Below are 20,580 nucleotides of genomic sequence, written 5' to 3'. Positions count from 1 at the left end.
GGAGGAGCCGGGCCGACGGGTCCCGGCGCGGGCGCGCCGGGTCAACGCTGGATGATCTGCACGGCGCAGTCGTAGCTGCTCGGCATGGTGCCGATCGCGTACACGGTGGAGTCGTCCGGGCTGAAGGTGGCGTCGAACGTGGCGCGGAGGGTGGACGGGACGGCGAGCGCCGGCAGGTTGGCACCGGTGGTGGCGTCGAACGAGGCGACGGTCGCGCTGCCCGTGCTGGAGTCGTAGTGCAGCCCGCGCAGCTGGGTGCCGTCCGGGCCGACCGAGAGGGTGGCGATCCCCAGCGCGAGGGTGACCGGCGTCTGGGCGGCGTCGGTGGCCGGGTTCACGGGGGTGACCTGGTTGCCGTGCTGGCTGTCCTGGACGTACAGCTTGGTGCCGTCCGGCGAGAACGCCTCGGTCGAGACCGCCGTGCTCAGCCCGGTGACCCGGCCGACGACCGTCGGCGTCGGGGTCGAGGCGTCGAGGTGCATCAGCCCCGACGCGCTGGCCGCGTACAGGTCCCGGGTGCCGGGGCGCAGCGCGATGGTGTGCAGGTAGGCCCCGTTGAACGCGACCTGGCCGACGAAGGCGTTCTGCGCGGTGGCGAAGGCGAGCACCCGGCCGGGCGTCTCGGCGAACGCGCCCGGCGGCGGGACCGGCGGCACCCCGTAACCGGTGTAACCGTCCTGGGCGACGTACACGGTGGCACCGTCGGCGCTGATCAGCACCGTGTGGGTGCGGCCGCCGGGCCAGTTGGCGGGCTGGTTCTGGGCGGGCAGCGGGACCTGGGCGACCAGGGTGTTGCTGGTGGTGTCCACGACGTTCATCACCTGGCCGCTGACGGCGTAGACCCGGGTGCCGTCCGGGCTGATCACCGTCTGGCGGTAGTCGCTGTTGCTGTTGGCCAGGGCGACCTGGGCGGTGACGGTGTAGGTGGCCAGGTCGACGGTCTTGAGCTTGCCGTCCGCGGTGACGTAGAGCTTGCTGCCGTCCGGGCTCTGCACGGCCCCGGCCACGATGCCGCCCACGTCCACGGTGTGCACCGCGGACGGGGTGGCCGCGCCGGCCGCCGCGATGCCGCCCCCGGTCACCGGCAGCACGGTCGAGATTGCCATAGCTGCTATCCAACAGACCTTTGTACCAAGCGAGTTCATACTCTTCCTCCCCAACTCGATCGGGCAGGGCCCACGTTAGATCAGACGCGGCGGCCGGCGTCCGGTGTTTGCGAAACGTTCTCCCGCCGCGCGCCGGACGGGACCGGGGCGCCACTGCGGAGGATCACCTTCCGCATACACTCTCCGCCATGCCTTGGATCGACGCCCTCCGGACCACCACCCGGACCGGGCTGCACCTCAACCGCGCCTACTCCAGTCCCAAGCGCGCACTGCGCGCGGCGCTCGCGGTCGCCCTGGTCGCCTTCCCGACCCTCGCGATCGGCGGGCCGCGGCCGGCCACCTCGGCGGCGCTGGGCGCCTTCATCGCCGGGGTCGCCACCTTCCAGCGCAGTTTCCGCCCCCGCCCCTCGCTCGCGGTGGCCTCGGCGATCGGACTGGGCGTCAGCACCTTCACCGGCTACCTGTCGGTCTCGGTACCGGGTCTGTTCCCGGTGGTGCTGGCGTGCTGGGCGCTGCTGGCGGGCCTGGCCTGGGCGATCGGGCAGACCGGCGGCGTGGTGGCGGCGACCAGCGTGTCGGTGATGCTGGTGGTGGTCCAGCTGCCGGTCGGCGTGTCGACCGCGCTCGACCACGCGCTGCTGTGCGCCGTCGGCGGGGTGGTCCAGGCGCTGCTGATCGCGCTCTGGCCGATCGAGGACTGGCAGGCGCACCGCGACGCGCTGGCCGACGCCTACGCCGCGCTGGCCGACTACGCCCGCCGGCTCCGCGAGGACCCGACCGCGCCGGTCGACCCCGAGGCGCTGATCCAGGCCCGGCACGCCTCCGAGCTGACCCCCTGGCAGGACCGGCACCGCCCGCAGGAACTCCACGGTCTGCGCGGCCTGGCCGAGTCGATGCGTCCGGCACTGACCGCGCTGGCCGACCCGCGCGCCGGGGTGCCCGAGGAGGGACCCGCCCGCGAGCGGGTGCGCGAGGTGCTGGCGGCCGCGGCCGAGCTGCTGGACGCACTGGCGTCGGCGATCCGCCACGGCCACCCGCTGCAGCTGCCCGGCGCGGCGCTCGCCCTGGTCCTGCCCGCGCAGCGCTCACGGGAGGCCGGGGGCGCCGACGGCGGCGCGGGCACCGGGAGTGTCGGCGACGCCGGGACCGGCACGGACATCGTGGCCACCGGGAACGTGGGGAGCGCCGGGGCGTTCCCGGCGCTGCTCCCGGCGCTGCCCCCGACAGCGCTCCCGGCGCTGCTCCCGGCGGCCGCCGCGGACTGCGCCCGGCAGCTGACCGTACTGCTCGGCCGGGCCGCCGACACGCTGGAGCGGTGCGATCATCACAGCGTCGGTGACGCGCCGCGCCCGAGCTCGGGCGCGCTGCCGCGGCCGGCGCTCTTCCACGCCCTCCCCCGGGCCCTGCACAGCGTGCGCCGCCAGCTGCGGCCCGACTCGCCGGTGCTGCGCCACGCCGTGCGGCTGGCCGTCGTGGTGACGGTGGCGCAGCTCGCCACCGGGCTGCTCGGGCTGCCGCGCGGGTACTGGGCACCGATGACCGCGGCGATGGTGATCCGCCCCGACTTCGGACAGACCTTCAGCCGCGGCGTGGCGCGCCTGGCCGGCACCTCGGTCGGCGTGGCGGTGGCCACCGTCCTGGTGGAGCTGCTGCACCCGAACCGCTGGTGGGCCTTCGGCCTGGCCGTGGCCTGCATCGGCGGGGCCTACCTCACGCTGAAGACCGGCTACGCGATGATGACGGCCTTCGTCAGCGCCTACGTGGTCTTCCTGCTCGGCCTGCAGCACGGCAACCCGCTGGTGCTGGCGCTGGACCGGGTCGGCCTGACGCTGCTGGGCGGGACGGTCGCGCTGCTCACCTTCGCCGCCTTCCCCAGTTGGGCGTCGACCCGGTTGAACGACCGGCTCGCCGACTGGTTGGAGTCGACCGGCCGGTACTGCGCGGGCGTGTTCGCGGTCTTCGGCGACCCGCGCGGCGCCGACCGCCGGGCGGTGCGCGACGCACTGCTGGACGCCCGGTCCGCCCGGGCCGGTCTGCTGGAGGGCATCAAGTGCGCCGCCGCCGAGCCGGGCTGGCACTGCCCGGAGAACCTGACGCCCCGCCGACTGGAGAAGGCCCGCGCGGCGGTCGGGCTGCTGGGCCGGGTGGGTGTGCTGCTGGAGGCGCAGCTGCCCGAGCGGGGCGCCGCGCCGGCGCCGGGCGCCGGGGAGTTCGCGGTGGCGCTGGCCCGGGCGACCGAGGCGGCCGCCGACGCGGTACGGGCTGGGCGGGCCCCGGAGTTCGGCGCACTGCGGGCCGTCCACCGTGCCTGGACGGAGCGGGACGGGGCCGGTGACGGAGACAGTGCCGGACCCGGAGGCCGTTCCGGTGGCGGTGCCGGACCGGGTGACGGGACCGCCGGGGTACTGGCCGGTGCCGGGCGGCTGCTCGACCAGGCGCTGGACGATCTCGAACTCGCCTTCCGGCGCGAGAAGGTGGCCGCGCCCACCGGACCCACCCCGGCCCGGGCGGCCGGCCCGGCTGCGGCAGCCGCCCCAGTCACGGCCGGCACCCCGACCGTGTCAGGCACCGCCACCCCGGACGGCGCCCGCCCCGCGGTAGACACCACGGCTGCGGCGGTCGCCTGACCGCCGCAGCCGGAGCCACCGCTCGGGGCCGGCCCGGTCTCCGCCGTCCGGCCCGGTCTCAGTACTGGGTGGTGACCGTGACCCCGCTGAACGCGGTCTGGGCGTAGAGGCTGAAGTACCGGTACCCGGCCGCGGTGTTGGTCACGGTCAGGCTCTGCGCGGTGCCGGAGTGGGTGGAGGCACTGGTGTAGGCGCTGGGCGTGGCCCAGCTGTTGGCGTTGTAGTACAGGTAGGCGGTCCCGGTGCCGCCGGTGCTGGTGACGGTCAGCGTGGTCGTCCCGGCCGGCAGCCACAGGTAGAAGTAGTCCAGGTTCTGCACCGTCTCGGCCTGGCCGGACCGGTAGCAGTTCGGGCCCATCGCCCGCGTGTCGGCGGCGGTGCACGGCACCGGCGCGCCGCCGGCGCCGACCGTGACGGTGCGGCTGGTGCTGGCGGTCCGGCCGCCGCTGTCGGTCACGGTCAGCGAGACGGTGTAGCTGCCGGCTGCCGTGTAGGTCTTGGCCGGGCTCTGCTGGGTGGAACCGGTCCCGTCGCCGAAGTTCCAGGACCAGCCGGTGATGCTGCCGGTCCCCGACTCGGTGGAGCGGTCGGTCAGTTGCACCGTCAGCCCGGAGACCGCCGCGTCGAAGGCCGCCGCGGGAACCCCGCCGCCGCTCCCGCCGGCCAGGCTGTCGAGCCAACTGGAGAAGTCGGCGTCGTAGCTGGTGCCGAGCGAGTTGTAGGTGGCGTAGCCGCCGGTGTAGTCACCGGTGCGGAAGTGGCCGAGCATCGACTGGATGACGTCGGGGTGCTTCTCGACCATGTACCGCACCGCGAGGTAGCCCCAGGGGTAGGTGCGGGTGGTGTCCGAGTTGTCGTAGGTGTTCTGGAACAGGGTGCTCAGCGCGTACGTGTGCTTGGCGGCCTCGGCGAGCGCCTGGGTGTCGGTCACGCCCCGGTAGCTGTAGGAGACGTACTCGGCGACGCCCTCGATCCACCACACGTCCGGCACCGCGATCTGCTGGGAGAAGTTCCCCTTGAGGTCGAAGCGGCCGTCGAGCGCGTGGGTGTACTCGTGGTTGAGGTTCCAGACCCGCGCGGTGAAGCCGTCGTCCCCCGCGTCGCGGTACATGATCGAGCGCGGCAGGTTGGTGGCATCGGTCGGGTCGCCGATCAGCGTGATGCCGCCGTTGTTGGTGCTCACGCCGTAGATCGGGCCCGCGTAGGTCTGGTAGTCGGTCGAGCTGGCGAAGACCACCAACTGCAGCGTGGACTCGTACTGGCCCGGGATCGGGCCGTTGTCCTTGACCAGGGTGTGCACGTAGGGGTCCTGGTTCTGCAGGCTGGCGCAGACCGCGTTCAGGTCGGTGGCGCTCAGGTCCTGGGCGAGGATCGTGTGCGCGGCGTCGCAGCTGCGGCTGATCGGGAGGGCCGCCGCGGTGAGCCGCTGGACCAGGTTGCAGACGTCGTAGTAGGCGCAGTTGGCCTGGTCGTAGTAGCTGGCCAGGTTGGCCACGCCGACCCAGAGCGGGGCGGTCGGGCCGGTGATCGCGGAGGCACCCAGCAGGCCCTTGATCAGCGGGCGCACCGTGCTCTGCAAGGCGGTGTGCTCGACGAACCGCGCGGTCTCCAGCCCCGCGTTGGAGTCGAGGAAGGAGTTGCCGGTGCCCAGCAGGTCGCGGTGGTTCAGCGCGAAGGTGTCCAGCGTGGTGATGATGCTCGGGTCGTTGGTGACGGCGGTGACGAAGTCCGCGTTCTGGTGGCCGCGGTAGAGCGGGGTGAACACGTCGTTGACGAAGTTCACCATGTACCAGGAGGAGTTGTAGGTCGCGCTGCTGTAGCCGTTCAGCACCTGCTGGTACGTCTTCAGGTAGCGGGCCTGCAGGTCGGCGCTGTCGCTGAGCACGACAACCTCACCGGCCACCTGGCCGTTGGCGTCGGTCACGTCGGCGAAGTGGGCGGACCCGACGAACGCGTCGATGCCGGCGGCCACCGCGTTGGTGAGGGTGGCGTCGTAGGAGCCGACGTCGGTGCTGTCGTAGTACTGCACGTAGTAGCCGGCCCGCAGGAAGAGCACCAACTGCCAGATCCCGGTGGAGTCGTCGCCGGTGTAGCCCGCCGCACTGCCCTGGAAGGCGTTGGCGACGGTGAGCATCTGGCTCTCCTTGAACACCCCGCCGGCGGCGCTGCCGGTGACGCCGAACAGGGTGTTCACGCAGTCCGGGGTGGCAGCCTCGACGAAGGCGACCAGGGCCGCGCCGGTCCGGGAGCTGAAGTCACCGGGGGTGCAGGAGGCGCTGGTGGCGGTGGCGGTGCCGACCGCCGGGTGGTGCACGGGAGCGGTAGCCGGTATCCGCGGCGGGAGTTGGGCGGGGGCGACGCGCTGCTGGGCGGGCGCCGGGTTGCGGTCGCCCGGGTGCTGGCTGCCGGTGGGCGGCAACGAGTGGGCAGTGGCGGCCAGTTGGGCCTGTTCCGTGGGGGCGGCGAGGCCGGCGGGCGCGGCTGCGGCGAGGCTGGGGGCGACGGCGAAGCCGAGCAGGGCCGTACTCGTCGCGGCGAGCACGGCCAGCAATCTGGGCAGGCGGAAGCGCGAACGCATCGTTGCTCCTTGGGGGTTGTGCGCCGCAGTGGGGGTTGGCGGCGCCAATCGCAGAGTCGCACGTTGCTGATGCACCGTCAATACCGTGTGACATAGCATATGGTGGCCTGCCTGCCCTCACGGAGCACCGATCACACGCGCTCCCCCGGTTCGAGACGGGCGGGCAGGCGCCCCTCCCGGCGCCGCCACCCGCTCCCCTGCACGCGGTGTACGAACCGCTTGAGCTGGCCGGATGCGCCGAGGCAGCCACTCACCGGGGCGTCAGTTGAACTCAGTGTCAGCACTTGTCCGACATGATGATGATCATTCAAGGTAGTGCCGCACAGTTCGCACCACCAGACCCACTCACCCTCCCTCATGAACCGGAGATCCCGGATGACTGACGACCTCTCGGCGGCGGCGGACCGCCGACAGTCGCACCTGCGCCGAACCCGGCGCACGTTCCACGCCATGACCGCCCTCGCCCTGGTCGTCGCCGGTGCGGCGGTCGGCACCGCGGCGATGGCCGCCGACCCGCCGACCACCAACCAGCAGGAACAGGGCATGCACCCGGGGCGCCCGTTCCACGACCCGGTCAACGCCGACTCCGACGCGAAGCACAACGTCAACATCACCCTGGACTCCACCAGGACCCAGTTCGAGGTCGGCGGCAAGAAGGTCTACGGCGCCTCCTGGACCGGCTCGTTCGTCGCGCCGACCATCCGGGTCAAGCCGGGTGACACGCTCACCGTGCACCTGGTCAACAACCTGCCGGTGGCGACCAACCTGCACTTCCACGGCCTGCACGTGTCCCCCCAGGGCCAGTCGGACGACCCGTTCCTCTGCGTCGCACCCGGCGCCTCGACCACCTACACGCTGGCCATCCCGGCCGACCACCCGCAGGGCACCTTCTGGTACCACAGCCACGCGATGGGCACGAGCTGCTCGGACTCCGGGATGTCGGGGATGTCGGGCATGGCGGGAACGTCCGGCACGGCGGGCACGAACGACATGCCGTTCATGCCGGGCGACGTGGAGAACCAGATCTCCGACGGCCTGTCCGGCGCGCTGATCGTCGGCGACGACCGCACCCTGCTCCCCGCCGACCTGCAGCAGATCACCGCGCACACCCTGGTGCTGAAGGACGCCCAGGTCGGCACCGACAACCACCTGGTGCAGAACACCGCCGCCGGCGCCATCGACTCCAACGCGCCGACCGTCCGCACGGTCAACGGCCAGCTGCGCCCGGTGCTGTCGATGCGCCCGAACGAGACCCAACTGTGGCGCCTGGTCAACGCCGGGGCCGACATCTTCTACCAGCTCCAGCTGGACGGCTACCGGTTCACCGTCGTCGGCGAGGACGGCACCCCCGTCTCCCAGGTGACCACGGCGGACACCCTGCTGCTGCCCCCGGGCAAGCGCTACGACGTCCTGGTCACCGCCAACGGCAACCCCGGCCGCACCACGCTGCGCACCCTGGCCTACTCCAACGGTCCCGACGGCGACTCCTACCCCGACACCGAGCTCGCCACCGTCAACGTGGCCGGCCACTCCGAGCACCGCCTGCCGCTCCCCACCGGCGGCATGCCCACTGCTCCGGCCGACCTCTCCGCCGTCCCGGTCGCCCAGCACCGCGACCTGGTGCTGTCGGAGAAGGAGGAGGACTCCCAGTTCTTCATCAACGGCAAGCAGTTCGCGATGGGCACCTCCGTCTTCGACACCCCCGCCAAGCTGGGCACCGTCGAGGAGTGGACCATCACCAACGCCGCCGACGAGGACCACCCCTTCCACCTCCACACCACCGCCTTCCAGGTGGTCTCCATCAACGGCGTCCCCCAGCCCTACACCCACCGCCAGGACACCGTCCCCGTCCCCCACGAGCAGAACGGCGTCCCCGGCAAGGTCGTCATCCGCATCAACTTCGCCGACTACGAGGGCGCGTGGATGTTCCACTGCCACATCGCGGCGCACGAGGACAACGGCATGATGAGCTTCATCAACGTGGTCCGTTGACCCCGGGGTCCCACCCGCGACCACACGGGTGGGACCCACCACGGGAAGCCCGGCCCCGCCGAAGCCGTGGACTTGATCGACCACCCGGGGTCAGCACAAGGTCTCGACCAGACCGCGGAGTTGCATCAAGCCACGGCCACCGTGAATCCGATCCGCGGCGTGGGGACGCTCTTCAAGGAGTGCGAACACCCCATCCGGCTTCGCCACCCAGGACAGGGCGAAGGCCCGGCTCGCCGAGCACCCTCCCGCACCACAACGGCCGGACCGCGGGCGTGAACATCCGCACCAAGCGGATCATGAGGCAGGTGCACGGCCGCGCGAGCTTCGACCTCCTCCGCCATCGCAACTTCCTCCAGTGACCCACCACGAAGCGCTACCACCGACGACGGGACGGAGTCGCTGGCTGTACGAACCCGGGAGGGCGGTTGCGCAGCTTCTGGAGCAATCGGTTCAGCGGTTGAGGACGGCGTCGATCTGGGCCAGTTCGGCCGGGGCGAAGTCGAGGTTCCGGAGGGCGTCCGTACTGTTGTCCAGTTGCTGGGCGCTGCTCGCACCTACGAGGGCGGACGTGACCCGGCCGTCTCGCAGGGTCCAGGCCAAGGCCATCTGGGCAAGGCTCTGGCCGCGTGATTTTGCGATCTGGTTCAGGTCGCGCAGCCTCGCCACCAGGTCCTCGGTGATCACGTCGCCGTTCAGGGCGGTGCCCTCGGTCGCGGCCCGCGAGTCCTGGGGGATGCCGTCCAGGTAGCGGTCGGTCAGCAGTCCCTGTTCCAGCGGGGAGTAGGCGATGGAGCCGACCTGGAGATCGTCGAATGCGTCCAGCAGGCCGTGCTGTTCGGGGCGGCGATCGAGCATCGAGTAGCGCACCTGGTGGATCAGCAGCGGGGTTCCCAGCTCGCGAAGGATCCGCGCCGCCTCGCGGGTCTGCTCCGCGGGGTAGTTGGAGACCCCGACGTACAGCGCCTTACCTTGTCGGACTGCGGAGTTGAGGGCACCCATCGTCTCCTCCAGGGGGGTGCTGGGGTCGTAGCGGTGCGAGTAGAAGATGTCGACATGGTCCAGACCCATCCGTCCCAGGCTCCGGTCGAGCGACGACAGCAGATGCTTTCGTGACCCCCATTCGCCGTACGGGCCGGACGACATCCGGTAGCCGGCCTTTGTCGAAATCACCAACTCGTCACGATGGCTGGCGAAGTCCGAGCGGAGCGCCTCGCCCAGGGCGGACTCTGCGGCGCCGGGCGGCGGTCCGTAGTTGTTCGCGAGGTCGAAATGCGTGATGCCGAGGTCGAATGCACGGCGCAGGATGCCGCGCTGGATCTCCACCGGGCGGGCGGGACCGAAGTTGTGCCACAGGCCGAGGGAGATCCCGGGAAGGCTCAGGCCGCTGCGCCCGGCGCGTCGGTAGTCCATGGTCGTGTATCGATCTGGATCGGGGATGTACAAGGCCGCTCCAAAGGGCTGGTTTTCTCGGGTCGCTTGATTGATCGTCGCCTCGCGGCGGACCTCGATGAGTGGTCCGGCCGGGGCTGTCCGGCAGTGACTCCGGCTGAGAAGAGCTCCAGGGCCAGGATTCCGTGGACCGTTGTGGGATGTTCCATGCCGGTGCGGCGACGTCGAACAGGCCGGCGTGCCCTCGGTCTGATCGCCGGTGCTACGGCGCGCCGAGGGCGCCGCTCGGGTACAGCCGCCCACGTGCCGCGACGCCGGGCGGCGAAGGCCGCGGGTCGGTCGCCGTGCCGACCGCCCCGGTCCTCGTCACTTCAACAGCAGGGCCCGGGGTTGGGCCGAGAGGGCGCTGTCGAGGACCAGGGAGGCTGCTCCCACCGCTGCCACGTTCACTCCCAGGACGGTGGAGGCGACAGTCGTCGGGTGGGGCGCCTTGATGAAGGGTGAGCTGGCGACCATCGGCTCGATGACGGGCAGCAGCCGGTGGGCGAGAACGTGCCAGGTCGGCCCGCCGAAGACGATGGTGTCGACGTCGAGCAGGGTCGCTGCCGCGCAGACCCCGCGACCGATGCGGATGGCCAGACGCTCGAGGATGCCGCCCGCCTGGGCGTCGTCTTCCGCCAGTTCGGCCAGCCGCTCCAGGCCGCGCTGGGCGTCCGCGGGATTGGTGACCGTGTACTCCGCGCCGAGCACGCCCAGGGCGACCGCCTCCTCGACCAGGGCGCGGGTCGAACAGCCCGCCCCCAGGCCGCCGACCTCTCCGGCGTTGCCCGACACGCCGCGCAGCACGGTGTCGTCCACGACCAGGCCCATGCCGGACCCCGTCCCGAAGTAGAAGAAGAGCAGGTTGCCGCTGTCACCGGCCGAGCCGGCCCAGTGCTCGGCGACGACCGCCGCGGTGACGTCCTTGTCCAGGACGGCGGGGAACCCGGTGGCCTCGCTGAGCCGGTCCCGCAGCGGATAGCGGCCCCAGCCCTGCATCTCGGGCGGGTCGATCACCCATCCGGCGGCGGCGTCGATGGGTCCGGGCGCGGCGATTCCGAGGCCCAGGATGCGTTCGCGGTCGGCTCCGGACTCGGCGACGATCGTGGCGACCGAGGCGGCCATGTCCGCGGCGATCCGGTCGGTGTCCCCGTCGGCGGGCGTGGCCCGGCTGCGCTCGGCCAGCACGGTCCCCAGCAGGTCGACCAGCACGCACGTGATGAGAGCGGGGTCGAGGTGCACCCCCAGGGCGTAGCGCGAGGCCGGCACGATCTCCAGCAACGTGCGGGGCTTGCCGCTGCCCACGTTCTGCTTGCCCGACTCCCGCACCACGCCCTGGTCGAGCAGCCGCCGGGTGATGTTGGAGACGGTCTGTGCGGACAGTCCGGTGGCCGTGGCGAGTTCGACGCGGCTCAGGCCGGTCCCGTGCCGGCGGATGGCATCCAGGATCACGGACTCGTTGAAGTCGCCCATCCGCGGCAGATTGGTGCCGCGCCGCGTGGTGGACGTCGTCCCCCTGCGCTCCGTCGTGCTCGTCAACGTGGGTCTCCCAGCCCCGGGCGGCGGCATCCGGGTTCCGTCGCTCCGATGTGTCCAGTCAGTGAAATGCTATTGCACAGGTGTTCTATCCCTGCGGAGCCGACCGGACGGGGTTCGCCCGTCCGGCGGCGCCGGGGTCCCGGGTCAGGCCTGCCCGGTGGGCGTACCGGTGGCCGGGCGCAGGCGCAGGGTGCGGATCTGGAAGGCACGCAGGCGCAGGTCGATCCCGCCCGGCAACGCCGCCCCGTCCGGGCCGGTGCCCGCGGGCGTCGCCACCAGTTCCTGCTCCGGCCGTTCGAGCAGGTCGCAGTCGTGGGCGGCGGCGAGGGCGAAGCCCGTCGACAGCCGCGCGGCCGCCGCTCCCCCGCCCGCCTCGTAGAGGCGCACGACGACGTCGCCGCTGCGGTCGTCGGCGAGCTTGACCGACTCCACCACCACGTCGGTGGTGTCCAGCGCGACCAGCGGCACGGCGCGGGCGGGGGCGGGGCGCAGCGGAAGGTTGAGGGCGTAACCCGCCGCGACGGCCTCCTCGATGCCCGCGCCCGCCAGCAGCGCGTAGCTGAACCGGTGCCGCCCGCGATCGGCCTGCGGATCGGGGCTGTGCGGGGCCCGCAGCAGGGACAGGCGCACGGTCGTCGTGGTGCCCCCGTCGGCCCGGGTGTCCCGGCGGACGTCGTGGCCGTAGGTCGAGTCGGTGAGCAGCGCCGCTCCCCAGCGGCGCTCGCCGACGTGGATCCAGCGGTGCGCCCAGAGCTCGAACCGGGCGGCGTCCCAACTGGTGTTCTCGTGGGTCGGGCGCTGCACGTGCCCGAACTGGATCTCGGCGCTCTCGTGCTCGGCGTGGACGTCGAGGGGCCAGGCCGCCTTGAGCACCATGTCGCGCTCCTGCCAGTCGATGTCGTTGCGGACCGTCACCTGGCGGCTCTCGGCGGCCAGTTCGATGTCCTGGACGAAGCGGGAGGCGCCGTGGACGTGCACCACGCGGACGCGGGCGAGCAGCGGACCGGCGTCCAGCAGGGTGACGGACTCGGCCAGGTCCAGGTCGCGCACGGTGTCTCGGTAGTAGGAGTCGAGGTTCCAGGCGGACCACAGGGTGGGGTCGTCCGGGTGGAGTTGGAGCAGGTTGCCGGCCGCGCCGGGGGCGATGGCCTCGCGCCCGTGGACCCGGTCGTGGACCGAGGTGATCAGACCGCGCCGGTCCACGGTGACGGCGAGCAGGCCGTTGTCCAGGACGTAACCGCCGTCGCGCTCGGCGGCGGTGACGCCGGCGGCCGGAGCCGTGGCGGCGCCCGAACCGAGGGCGGGAGCCTCGGCGAGGACGGCGGTGCGGCCGTCGGCGAGGGCCTGCCCGGCGGGGAACGGCTGCTCGCCGGGCAGGACGGTGACCTCGCGGCGCGGGTGGGGGCCCGCATTGAGGAACGCGGGCGCGCCGGGCAGGTGGCCTGCGGCCTCGGCGACGATCTCCTCCAGCTCGGCGTGGATCTCGCCGTATTCGCGCTCGGCCTGGCGGTGCACCCAGGCGATGGAGGAGCCGGGGAGGATGTCGTGGAACTGGTTCAGCAGCACCCGCCGCCACAGCGCCTCCAGACGCTGGTAGGGGTAGGGCGCGCCCGCGTGGACCGCCGCGGTGGCGGCCCAGAGTTCGGCCTCCCGCAACAGGCCTTCGCTGCGCCGGTTGCCGCGCTTGGTGCGGGCCTGGCTGGTGTAGGTGCCGCGATGGTTCTCCAGGTACAACTCGCCTCGCCAGACCGGAAGTTCCTCGCGCTCGGCGGCGGCCGCAGCGAAGAAGGCGTCCGGCGACTCGACCACCACGCGGGGTGAGCCCTCGAGGTCGCGAAGGCGGCGCGCCTTCTCCAGCATCGACCTGGACGGGCCGCCGCCGCCGTCGCCGTAGCCGAACGGCGCCAGCGACCGGGAGGCCACTCCCTTGTCCGCGAAGTTGCTCTCGGCATGGGCGAGTTCGGCGGCCGTCAGGGAGGCGTTGTAGCTGTCGACGGGCGGGAAGTGGGTGAAGATCCGCGAGCCGTCGATGCCCTCCCAGGCGAAGGTGTGGTGCGGGAGCCTGTTGGTCTCGTTCCAGGACAGCTTCTGGGTCAGGAACCAGCGGGCGCCGGCCAGCTTGGCGAGCTGGGGGTAGGCGGCGGTGTAGCCGAAGGAGTCCGGCAGCCAGACACCGGGCTGCTCGACACCGAACTCGTCGGCGAAGAAGCGCCGGCCCTGGACCAGTTGGCGGGCCAGCGCCTCACCGCCGGGCAGGTTGCCGTCCGCCTCGACCCACATGCCGCCGACCGGGGCCCAACTACCCTCGGCCGCAGCCTTCTTGATCCGGGCGAAGACCTCCGGGTGCTGCTCCTTCATCCACGCGTACTGCTGCGCCGAGGAGCAGGCGAAGACCAGTTCGGGGTACTCCTGGGCGAGGGTGGTCATGTTCGTGAAGGTGCGGGCGCACTTGCGCACCGTCTCGCGGACCGGCCAGAGCCAGGCGGAGTCGATGTGGGCGTGGCCGACGGCGCTGATCGTGTGCGCGGAGGCGTGGGCGGGCCGGGCGAGCACCTCGGCCAACCGGGCCCGGGCCCGCCCCGCGGTGCCGGCCACGTCGGTCGGGTCGACGGCGTCGGCGGCGCCGCGCAGCGCGTACAGGATCTCGTGACGCCGCGAGGAACCGAGCGGCAGTTCGCGCATCAGCTCGTCGAGCACCTCGATGTCGTGGACGAGGTGCCAGACGTCCTCCTCGCGCACGGCGATCTCGGCCTGGCGCAGCTGGTAGAGGTGCTCGGTCCCGGCGGTCTCCAGGGCTCCGTACTCGGTGCCGCGGCCGGCGCTGGCGACGATGGGCGGGTTCGCGGCCAGCTCGACCAGCAGGTCGACGCGCTCCCCCGCGGTCGCGGACCCGGTGAGCAGCACGCTGCGGTTGTAGGGGTGCAGGCCCTGCAGCGGGGAGCCGTGGGCGTCGTGGACCAGGCCCTCGGCCTGGCCGCCGGGGCCCTTGGTGAGGTCGAAGCCGAGGTCGAAGACCGCCTCGACGCGGCGGCCGGCCCACTCCTCGGGGATCTGCGCGCTCGCCCGCAGCCAGGTCGTCGACCAGGGGCCGCCCCAGGTGGCACCGAGCGCGAAGGGGCGGTAGTCGGCACCCAGCGCCTCGGCCACCGGGACGGGCTCGCCGGCAACCGTCCAGGCGCTCAGCGCGAGCGGGCGGGCGGCGCCGTACAGGGCGGGGCGGACCACCCGGTCCAGCAGCTTGCGGATCCGGTCCTCGATGATCCGGCGGTCGTCATGCACCGTGCTGGTCCTTCCAGGGGTCGTGCGCGGGATCGGGTGCGGGCAGGCGGAGGATGTCCCGGGCGCCGCCGGGCCAGCTGACCTCGGCGAGCAGGGTGGTGCCCTCGGTCCGGGTGGCCACCTGCGGCAGTGCGGTGGGGGCACCGCCGCCGAGGTGGACCAGGGCGACGTGGAGGGTGCCGTGCGCGACCGGGCCTTCGGTCTCCAGCACGGGAGTGGCGGAGGCGGGCCCCATGGCGTTGCTCTCGCTGCCCGGCACGACGAGGGCGTGCGGGAGCCGGTGCGCGCCGACGACCAGCGAGACGAGTCCGTCCACGCCCGTGACCGCGGCGCTCGCGCCGGAACCCGGGGCCGCGGCCGACTCGGCGTCAGGGTCGACGGCCAGGGCCCAGCCACCGATCCGGAGCACGTGGCCGGCTCCGGCGTCGCCGTCCACCCGGACGGCGCGGACCTCGACCGATCCGCGCAGCGCGGAGCCGGTGGTGATCCACGGGCCGATCCGGTACGCCGTGTCGGGGCCGCCGAAGGGGTCCCAGGTGGCGTTCTCGGGCCAGTGGGCGCGGGAGCGGGAGACGGCGGTGGCTCCGTCGACCGAGATCCGGGTGGTCGGCCGCCGGTGGGAGGCGCGGCCGTGAGCGTCGAGGAGCACGACGGCGTTGTCGAGCGGGTCGGCGTCCGCGCAGGCCCGCGGGTGGGCCGTGGGATCACCCGGCGTCTCCGGCGCGGTGTGGGTGGAGTAGGCGAACCGCGCGTAGCAGGGGTCGTCGGCGTGCGGGCGGGCCGGGTCGGCGTGGTCACCGCCGTGGTTGACCACGCGGACCACGCCGTCCGCCGCGGTGCCGGAAACCAACCAGCCGGGCGCCACCAGGGTGCGGGTGTAGTCCCCCTCCTCGACCGGCAGTCGGGTGGCCTCCTCGGTCCACACCGGGTGCTCCGCCGGCAGGGCAAGGCCGATGAACCCCTTGCTCGCCCAGTAGGGCGACGCGGGACCGGAGTAGACCTGCAGCACACCGCGGTAGGGGCGGTGCCAACCGAGGGTGAGCAACCCCTGCTCGTCGGTGGCTCCGTGCCGGGTGAAGTGATCCAGCATGCGGCTTGCGACGGCCCGGGTCTGACCCGGCGCCAGGGGTGTGGCGTCGAAGAGCGCTCCGGTCCACACGGGCGCGACGGCGGCGTGCCGGTAGGTGAGCGAGCGGCCCTGGACGACCGGCGAGCCGTTGGCACCGACCAGGTGGCGCTGGTCGTCCAGGAAGCGGTGCAGCCGGGCGCGGTAGCGGTCGAGCAGGCCCGCCGGGGTCGCGTCGCCGAGGATCCGGCAGAACCACAGCGGGTACAGGTGCATGGCCCAGCCGTTGTAGTGGTCGAAGTTGCGGCGTTCGGCGCCGGTCAGCCCGTCGGAGTACCAGCCCCGGCCCGCGTACCAGCCGTCGGTGAGCGCGATCACCCGGTCCAGGTCCTGCTGGCTCCAGGCCCCTCCGCTGGTGCGGGCGAACGCCTCGGTGACGCCCTGGAACCAGATCCAGTTGTTGCCGGGCATCGGGTCGCCGACCATCGGCGCGAGCCAGTCGAGGACCTGCTGCCGGACCCGCTCCTCGAGGCGGTCCCAGATCCACGGCCGGGTCTCGTGCAGTGCGAGTGCGACGGAGGCGGCCTCGACCTTGGCCTGGTTGCACTCGGCGAAGGTGGGCCAGCGTTCGGGGTGCCTCGGATCGGTCCCGGCGGCCAGACCGGCCGCGTACCAGCCGGCCAGGTCCAGCGGGTCGGCTCCGCCGGACCCCGCCAGCCGGAACGCGGCCAGCAGGAAGGTGCGGGCGAAGCCTTCGAGTCCGTCGCTGTGCGCGCCGTTGAAGCTCGCGGTGCCGGGCAGGCCGATCAGGGCGTGCCCGGCGGTCGCGTACGGCCGCACTGCGAGCAGCATCCGGTCCGCCGTCCGCTCCCAGTGGGCGCGGTCCTCGGCGGGGGTGCGGTTCGTGATGGGGGTGCGGTTCATGGCCGGTGGCTCCCCGTCAGACCCGCGGGAATCGCAGCGTCACCAGCTGAAAGGGCCTCAGCTGGAGGTGGACCGTGCTCTCCTCGGTCGCCACCGGGTCGGCGTCCGCCAGGGGGCGCTCCAGCAGGTCGGTCGGGACGGCGCGGTCGACGGCGAAGGCGCCCGCCACGGACACGGCGGCGAAGGCCCGGCCGCCGTGGGCCTCGTAGAGGCGGACCACCAGGTCGCCGCTGCGGTCGTCGGCCAGTTTGACCGCGCTCACCACCACGGCGTCCTGGTCCACGGTCACCAGGGGCGCCACCGGGCGGCCGGCCCCGGTGACTCGGCGCTCGGGGAGGTTGGCGCGGTAGCCCTCGCGGACCGCGTCACCGATCGCTCCCGGCACCAGCGCGTGCCGGAACCGGTGCACGCCCTGGTCGGTCTCCGGGTCGGGGTAGCGCGGCGCGCGCAGCAGTGAGGCCCGCACCGTGGTGGTCGTGCCCGCGTCGGCGGTCCGCACCGTACGGGTGACGTCGTGGCCGTAGGTGGCGTCGTTGACGATCGCGACGCCCCAGCCGGGCTCGTCGACGTGCACGAAGCGGTGGTTGCAGGCCTCGAACTTCGCCCACTCCCAACTGGTGTTCTGGTGGGTGGGCCGGAAGGCGTGTCCGAACTGGGTCTCCGAGGCGTACCGGTCCGCCTTCACGTCCAGTGGAAAGGCCAGCTTCAGGAACCGCTCCCGCTCGTGCCAGTCCACCTCGGTGTCGATGTCCAGGCGCGGCACGCCGTCGGGCACCGACAGCAGCTGGGTGACGGTCGACTCGCCGAAGACCCGCTCGATCCGGACGGCCGTTCCGTCGACGCCGAGGGAGGCGACGTCGACCAGGTCCCGACCGGTGTTGCGGTAGAAGGCGTCGACGTCCCAGGCGTCCCACTGGTTGGGGAAGTCGGGGTGCAGCTGCAGCAGGTTGGCCGCACTGCCGGGAGCGACCGCCTCGCGGCCGACCGTGTGGTCGTAGGCCGACACGACGAGGCCCCGGTCGTCGATCTCGACCCGCAGCAGGCCGTTGTCCAGCACGTAGCCGCCGCCCTCGCGCGGGACGGGCGGCACCGCGCCGACCGCCCCGGCCGCCGGCGCGGCACCGCCTGCGGGCACGCCGGCCCGGGTGTGCGGTGCCCCGTTGAACACCAGCTCGGCCGACCCCTCACCGGCCAGCGCCTGCTGCGCGGTCGTGATGAGGCCCTCCAGCTCCCCGGCCAACCGGGCATAGGTCTCGCGCGCCTCGCGGTGCACCCACGCGATCGAGGAGCCGGGCAGGATGTCGTGGAACTGGTGCAGCAGCACCGTCTTCCAGATCCGGTCCAACTCCTCGTACGGGTAGGGCGAGCCGGTCCGCACGGCCGCCGTCGCCGCCCACAGCTCGGCCTCCCGCAGCAGGGACTCGCTGCGCCGGTTGCCGCGCTTGGTCTGCGCCTGGCTGGTCAGGGTGGCCCGGTGCAGCTCCAGGTAGAGCTCGCCGACCCAGACCGACGGGTTCGGGTACTCGGCCTCGGCCTTGGCGAAGAACTCGGCCGGCGGCTCCCACTCCACCACGGCCGAGCCCTCCAGGCTGCGCAGCCGGGCCGCCTTGGCGACCATCTCGCGCGTCGTGCCGCCTCCCCCGTCGCCGTAGCCGGTCGGCGCGAGCGAGCGGGTGGCGACGCCCTTCTCCTTGAAGTTGCGCGCGGCGTGCCCGATCTGACGCCCCAGCATCTCGCAGTTGTACGAGTCGACGGGCGGGAAGTGGGTGAAGATCCGCGAGCCGTCGATGCCCTCCCACAGGAAGGTGTGGTGCGGGAAGCTGTTGGTCCGGCTCCAGGAGATCTTCTGGGTCAGCAGCCGGCGCGCCCCGGCCGCCTTGATGATCTGCGGCAGCCCGGCGGCGAAGCCGAAGGTGTCCGGCAGCCACGCCTCCTCGCTCTCGATGCCGAACTCCTCCAGGAAGAACCGCTTCCCGTGCACGAACTGACGCGCCATCGCCTCGGAGCCGGGCATGTTGGTGTCGGACTCCACCCACATCCCGCCAACGGGTACGAAACGGCCCTCCGCCACGGCCTTCCTGACCCGGGCCCAGACCTCCGGCCGGTGCTCCTTGAGCCAGGCGAACTGCTGGGCCTGGGACATGGCGAACACGAACTCGGGTTCCGCCTCCAGCAGCGCGGTCATGTTGGACGCGGTCCGGGCGACCTTGCGCACCGTCTCGCGCAGCGGCCACAGCCACGCGGAGTCGATGTGCGCGTGGCCGATCGCGCTGATCCGGTGCGCGGCGGGGACGGCGGGCGCCGCCAGCACGCCGGCCAGTTCGTCCCGCGCCGCCCGGGCGGTGCCGTTGACGTCCTGCAGGTCGACGGCGTCCAGCGCCCGACCGACGGCGCGCAGGATCTCCCAGCGACGCGCCCCGTCCACCGGCAGCTCGGCCATCAGCTCGCCGAGCACCTCCAGGTCCATGACGAGGTTCCACACCGTCTCGTCGAAGACGGCCAGCCGCATCGCGCCGAGCACGTACTGCGGGGCCTCTCCCGCGGTGTCGCGCTCGCCCAACCGGGTGGGCTGGAAGGGTGCTCCGTCCGCGGTGAGGTCGGGGTTGGAGGCGGCCTCGATGTGCCAGTGCACCTGCTCCCCGCCGGCCACCGGGGAGCCCACCCGCACGTAGGAGTTGCGCGGGTGGAGTCCCTTCACGGGCGTACCGTCGGGCCGGTAGACCAAGCCCTCGCACTGGAAGCCCGGGGTGCGCGGGGAGAAGCCCAGGTCGAGCACGGCCTCGACGGTGCGGCCGGCCCACTCGGCGGGGACGGTGCCGGTGACCTTGAACCAACTGGTTCCCCAGGGCGAGCCCCACGGGGTTCCCTCGGCGATCGGGCCGGTCGGTGCCGTCAGCCCCTCGGCCACGGGCACCGGTTCGCCCTGGGTGGACCAGATCTCGACGTCCAGGGGAGCCGTCATCGGGTGGACCGCGGGACGGATGCGTTCCCGCAGGACGCGGTCCAGTCGGGCTTCGACCAATGTCCGGTCGTCGTGCATGGGTGGGGTCTCCTGTTGCTGCGAGCGTGTGCGGGTAGGTCGAGCCGTACAGGTGGGACAGGGCGCACGGGGTGGCACCGAGCACGAGGCCGGGGTCGCGGGTGCGGGACGAACCGGGGGTGATCGCTTGCTTGGTGAACCTACGAATCGACGCCGAGGTTTGTCAAGACGTTGGATGAACTACGGAGCCGAGAGCCCCCGACCGGATGTGCGCCACCGTGCGGCCAGGCCCGCACAGTCGCCGAAAGGGATCTCGGACCAGGGTGGTTGGCGAACCCAGTACCTCGGGCAGGGCGCGTGGCCAGTCACGTCACGGAGACTGCCGCATCGATTGACTAACCCCAGTTGATGGATTTACTGTCCGGGGGCGCGCTGCTGCTTCGCCCGTTCGAGACGCGCGTCTGCCGGTACAGCGGGCGCTGCTGCGCCGGCTCACCGATGGATCCGCCGGGACGGCGACGCCGTCGTCCAGCGGCTTCTCCCCACTCACTGCGACGCGGACGTGTTGCACGCCCCTCCCCCACCGGCCCGGCCTCGTCTCGGCCGGCTGCCCGCCGTGCCCCCGGACGCGCCGTCGATGACAGAACTGACCATGCCCGCAGAGAGGATCAACACATGCCACGCAGGGTGATCGGCATCGTGATGAACGGTGTCACCGGCCGGATGGGCTACCGCCAGCACCTGGTCCGCTCGATCCTGGCCGTCCGTGCGCAGGGCGGTCTCGCCCTGGGCGACGGGGAGGTGCTGTGGCCCGAGCCGATCCTGGTCGGCCGCAGTGCCCACAAGGTGAAGGAGCTCGCCGAGCGGCACGAACTGGCGCACTGGACCACCTCGTTGGAGGAGGCGCTGGCGCATCCGCTGGCCGAGGTCTACTTCGACGCGCAGGTCACCCGGGCCCGCGAGGGCGCCATTCGGCAGGCGATCGCGGCCGGCAAGCACGTCTACACCGAGAAGCCGACCGCGGAGTCCCTGGAGGCGGCCCTGGAGTTGGCCCGGCTGGC

General features: G+C 72.6%; 10 protein-coding genes. 3 read left to right on the top strand and 7 right to left on the bottom strand.

Annotated elements, in window-relative coordinates; translation table 11 throughout:
* Positions 1–41: 41 nt before the first annotated feature.
* Positions 42–1,106, bottom strand: a complete 1,065-nt coding sequence (locus ACFW1A_RS23480) for a hypothetical protein (RefSeq protein ID WP_380411163.1) — start codon at positions 1,104–1,106, stop codon at positions 42–44.
* Between the two features lie 188 nt (positions 1,107–1,294).
* Here ACFW1A_RS23480 and ACFW1A_RS23475 point away from each other — a divergent pair, with 188 nt between their 5' ends.
* Entirely contained in the window at positions 1,295–3,733 is a 2,439-nt protein-coding gene (locus ACFW1A_RS23475; protein WP_380411161.1) for an FUSC family protein, read from the top strand.
* Positions 3,734–3,791: 58 nt separating this feature from the next.
* Here the strand turns inward: ACFW1A_RS23475 and ACFW1A_RS23470 are convergent, their stop codons facing one another.
* Positions 3,792–6,311, bottom strand: a complete 2,520-nt coding sequence (locus tag ACFW1A_RS23470; RefSeq protein WP_380411159.1) for a collagenase — start codon at positions 6,309–6,311, stop codon at positions 3,792–3,794.
* A gap of 375 nt (positions 6,312–6,686) precedes the next feature.
* On the opposite strand from ACFW1A_RS23470, the gene ACFW1A_RS23465 reads away from it, so the two are divergent.
* The gene (locus tag ACFW1A_RS23465) at positions 6,687–8,303 is read left to right on the top strand and encodes a multicopper oxidase family protein (protein ID WP_380411158.1); all 1,617 of its coding nucleotides are present in this window, start codon (positions 6,687–6,689) and stop codon (positions 8,301–8,303) included.
* Between the two features lie 450 nt (positions 8,304–8,753).
* On the opposite strand, the gene ACFW1A_RS23460 is transcribed toward ACFW1A_RS23465, so the two are convergent.
* From ACFW1A_RS23460 to ACFW1A_RS23440, 5 genes are all read right to left on the bottom strand, one after another.
* Positions 8,754–9,746, bottom strand: a complete 993-nt coding sequence (locus ACFW1A_RS23460; protein ID WP_380411157.1) for an aldo/keto reductase — start codon at positions 9,744–9,746, stop codon at positions 8,754–8,756.
* A 312-nt stretch (positions 9,747–10,058) separates the two neighbouring features.
* Entirely contained in the window at positions 10,059–11,204 is a 1,146-nt protein-coding gene (locus tag ACFW1A_RS23455) for an ROK family transcriptional regulator (protein WP_380411164.1), read from the bottom strand.
* Positions 11,205–11,414: 210 nt separating this feature from the next.
* Positions 11,415–14,549, bottom strand: a complete 3,135-nt coding sequence (locus ACFW1A_RS23450) for an alpha-mannosidase (protein ID WP_380411155.1) — start codon at positions 14,547–14,549, stop codon at positions 11,415–11,417.
* Entirely contained in the window at positions 14,542–16,539 is a 1,998-nt protein-coding gene (locus ACFW1A_RS23445) for a DUF2264 domain-containing protein (RefSeq protein ID WP_380411154.1), read from the bottom strand. Before ACFW1A_RS23445 ends, ACFW1A_RS23450 begins: the two co-directional genes overlap by 8 nt.
* 16 nt (positions 16,540–16,555) lie before the next feature.
* On the bottom strand, positions 16,556–19,579 hold the full coding sequence (locus ACFW1A_RS23440; RefSeq protein WP_380411153.1) for an alpha-mannosidase: 3,024 nt from the start codon (positions 19,577–19,579) through the stop codon (positions 16,556–16,558).
* Between the two features lie 615 nt (positions 19,580–20,194).
* On the opposite strand from ACFW1A_RS23440, the gene ACFW1A_RS23435 reads away from it, so the two are divergent.
* On the top strand, positions 20,195–20,580 hold a 386-nt coding region (locus tag ACFW1A_RS23435; RefSeq protein ID WP_380411152.1), incomplete at its 3' end, for a Gfo/Idh/MocA family oxidoreductase.

The sequence above is a fragment of the Kitasatospora sp. NPDC058965 genome (assembly GCF_042741245.1).
GTDB lineage: Bacteria > Actinomycetota > Actinomycetes > Streptomycetales > Streptomycetaceae > Kitasatospora.
Note: the sequence above shows the minus strand (reverse complement) of the source record. Positions and strands in the feature narration are given on the sequence as shown.

Excerpts from the sequence above, each read along its gene's own strand:
- ACFW1A_RS23480 (WP_380411163.1), bottom strand. The coding sequence starts at position 1,106 with ATGGCAATCTCGACCGTGCTGCCGGTGACCGGGGGCGGCATCGCGGCG.
- ACFW1A_RS23475 (WP_380411161.1), top strand. The coding sequence starts at position 1,295 with ATGCCTTGGATCGACGCCCTCCGGACCACCACCCGGACCGGGCTGCAC.
- ACFW1A_RS23470 (WP_380411159.1), bottom strand. The coding sequence starts at position 6,311 with ATGCGTTCGCGCTTCCGCCTGCCCAGATTGCTGGCCGTGCTCGCCGCG.
- ACFW1A_RS23465 (WP_380411158.1), top strand. The coding sequence starts at position 6,687 with ATGACTGACGACCTCTCGGCGGCGGCGGACCGCCGACAGTCGCACCTG.
- ACFW1A_RS23455 (WP_380411164.1), bottom strand. The coding sequence starts at position 11,204 with ATGGGCGACTTCAACGAGTCCGTGATCCTGGATGCCATCCGCCGGCAC.
- ACFW1A_RS23445 (WP_380411154.1), bottom strand. The coding sequence starts at position 16,539 with ATGAACCGCACCCCCATCACGAACCGCACCCCCGCCGAGGACCGCGCC.
- ACFW1A_RS23440 (WP_380411153.1), bottom strand. The coding sequence starts at position 19,579 with ATGCACGACGACCGGACATTGGTCGAAGCCCGACTGGACCGCGTCCTG.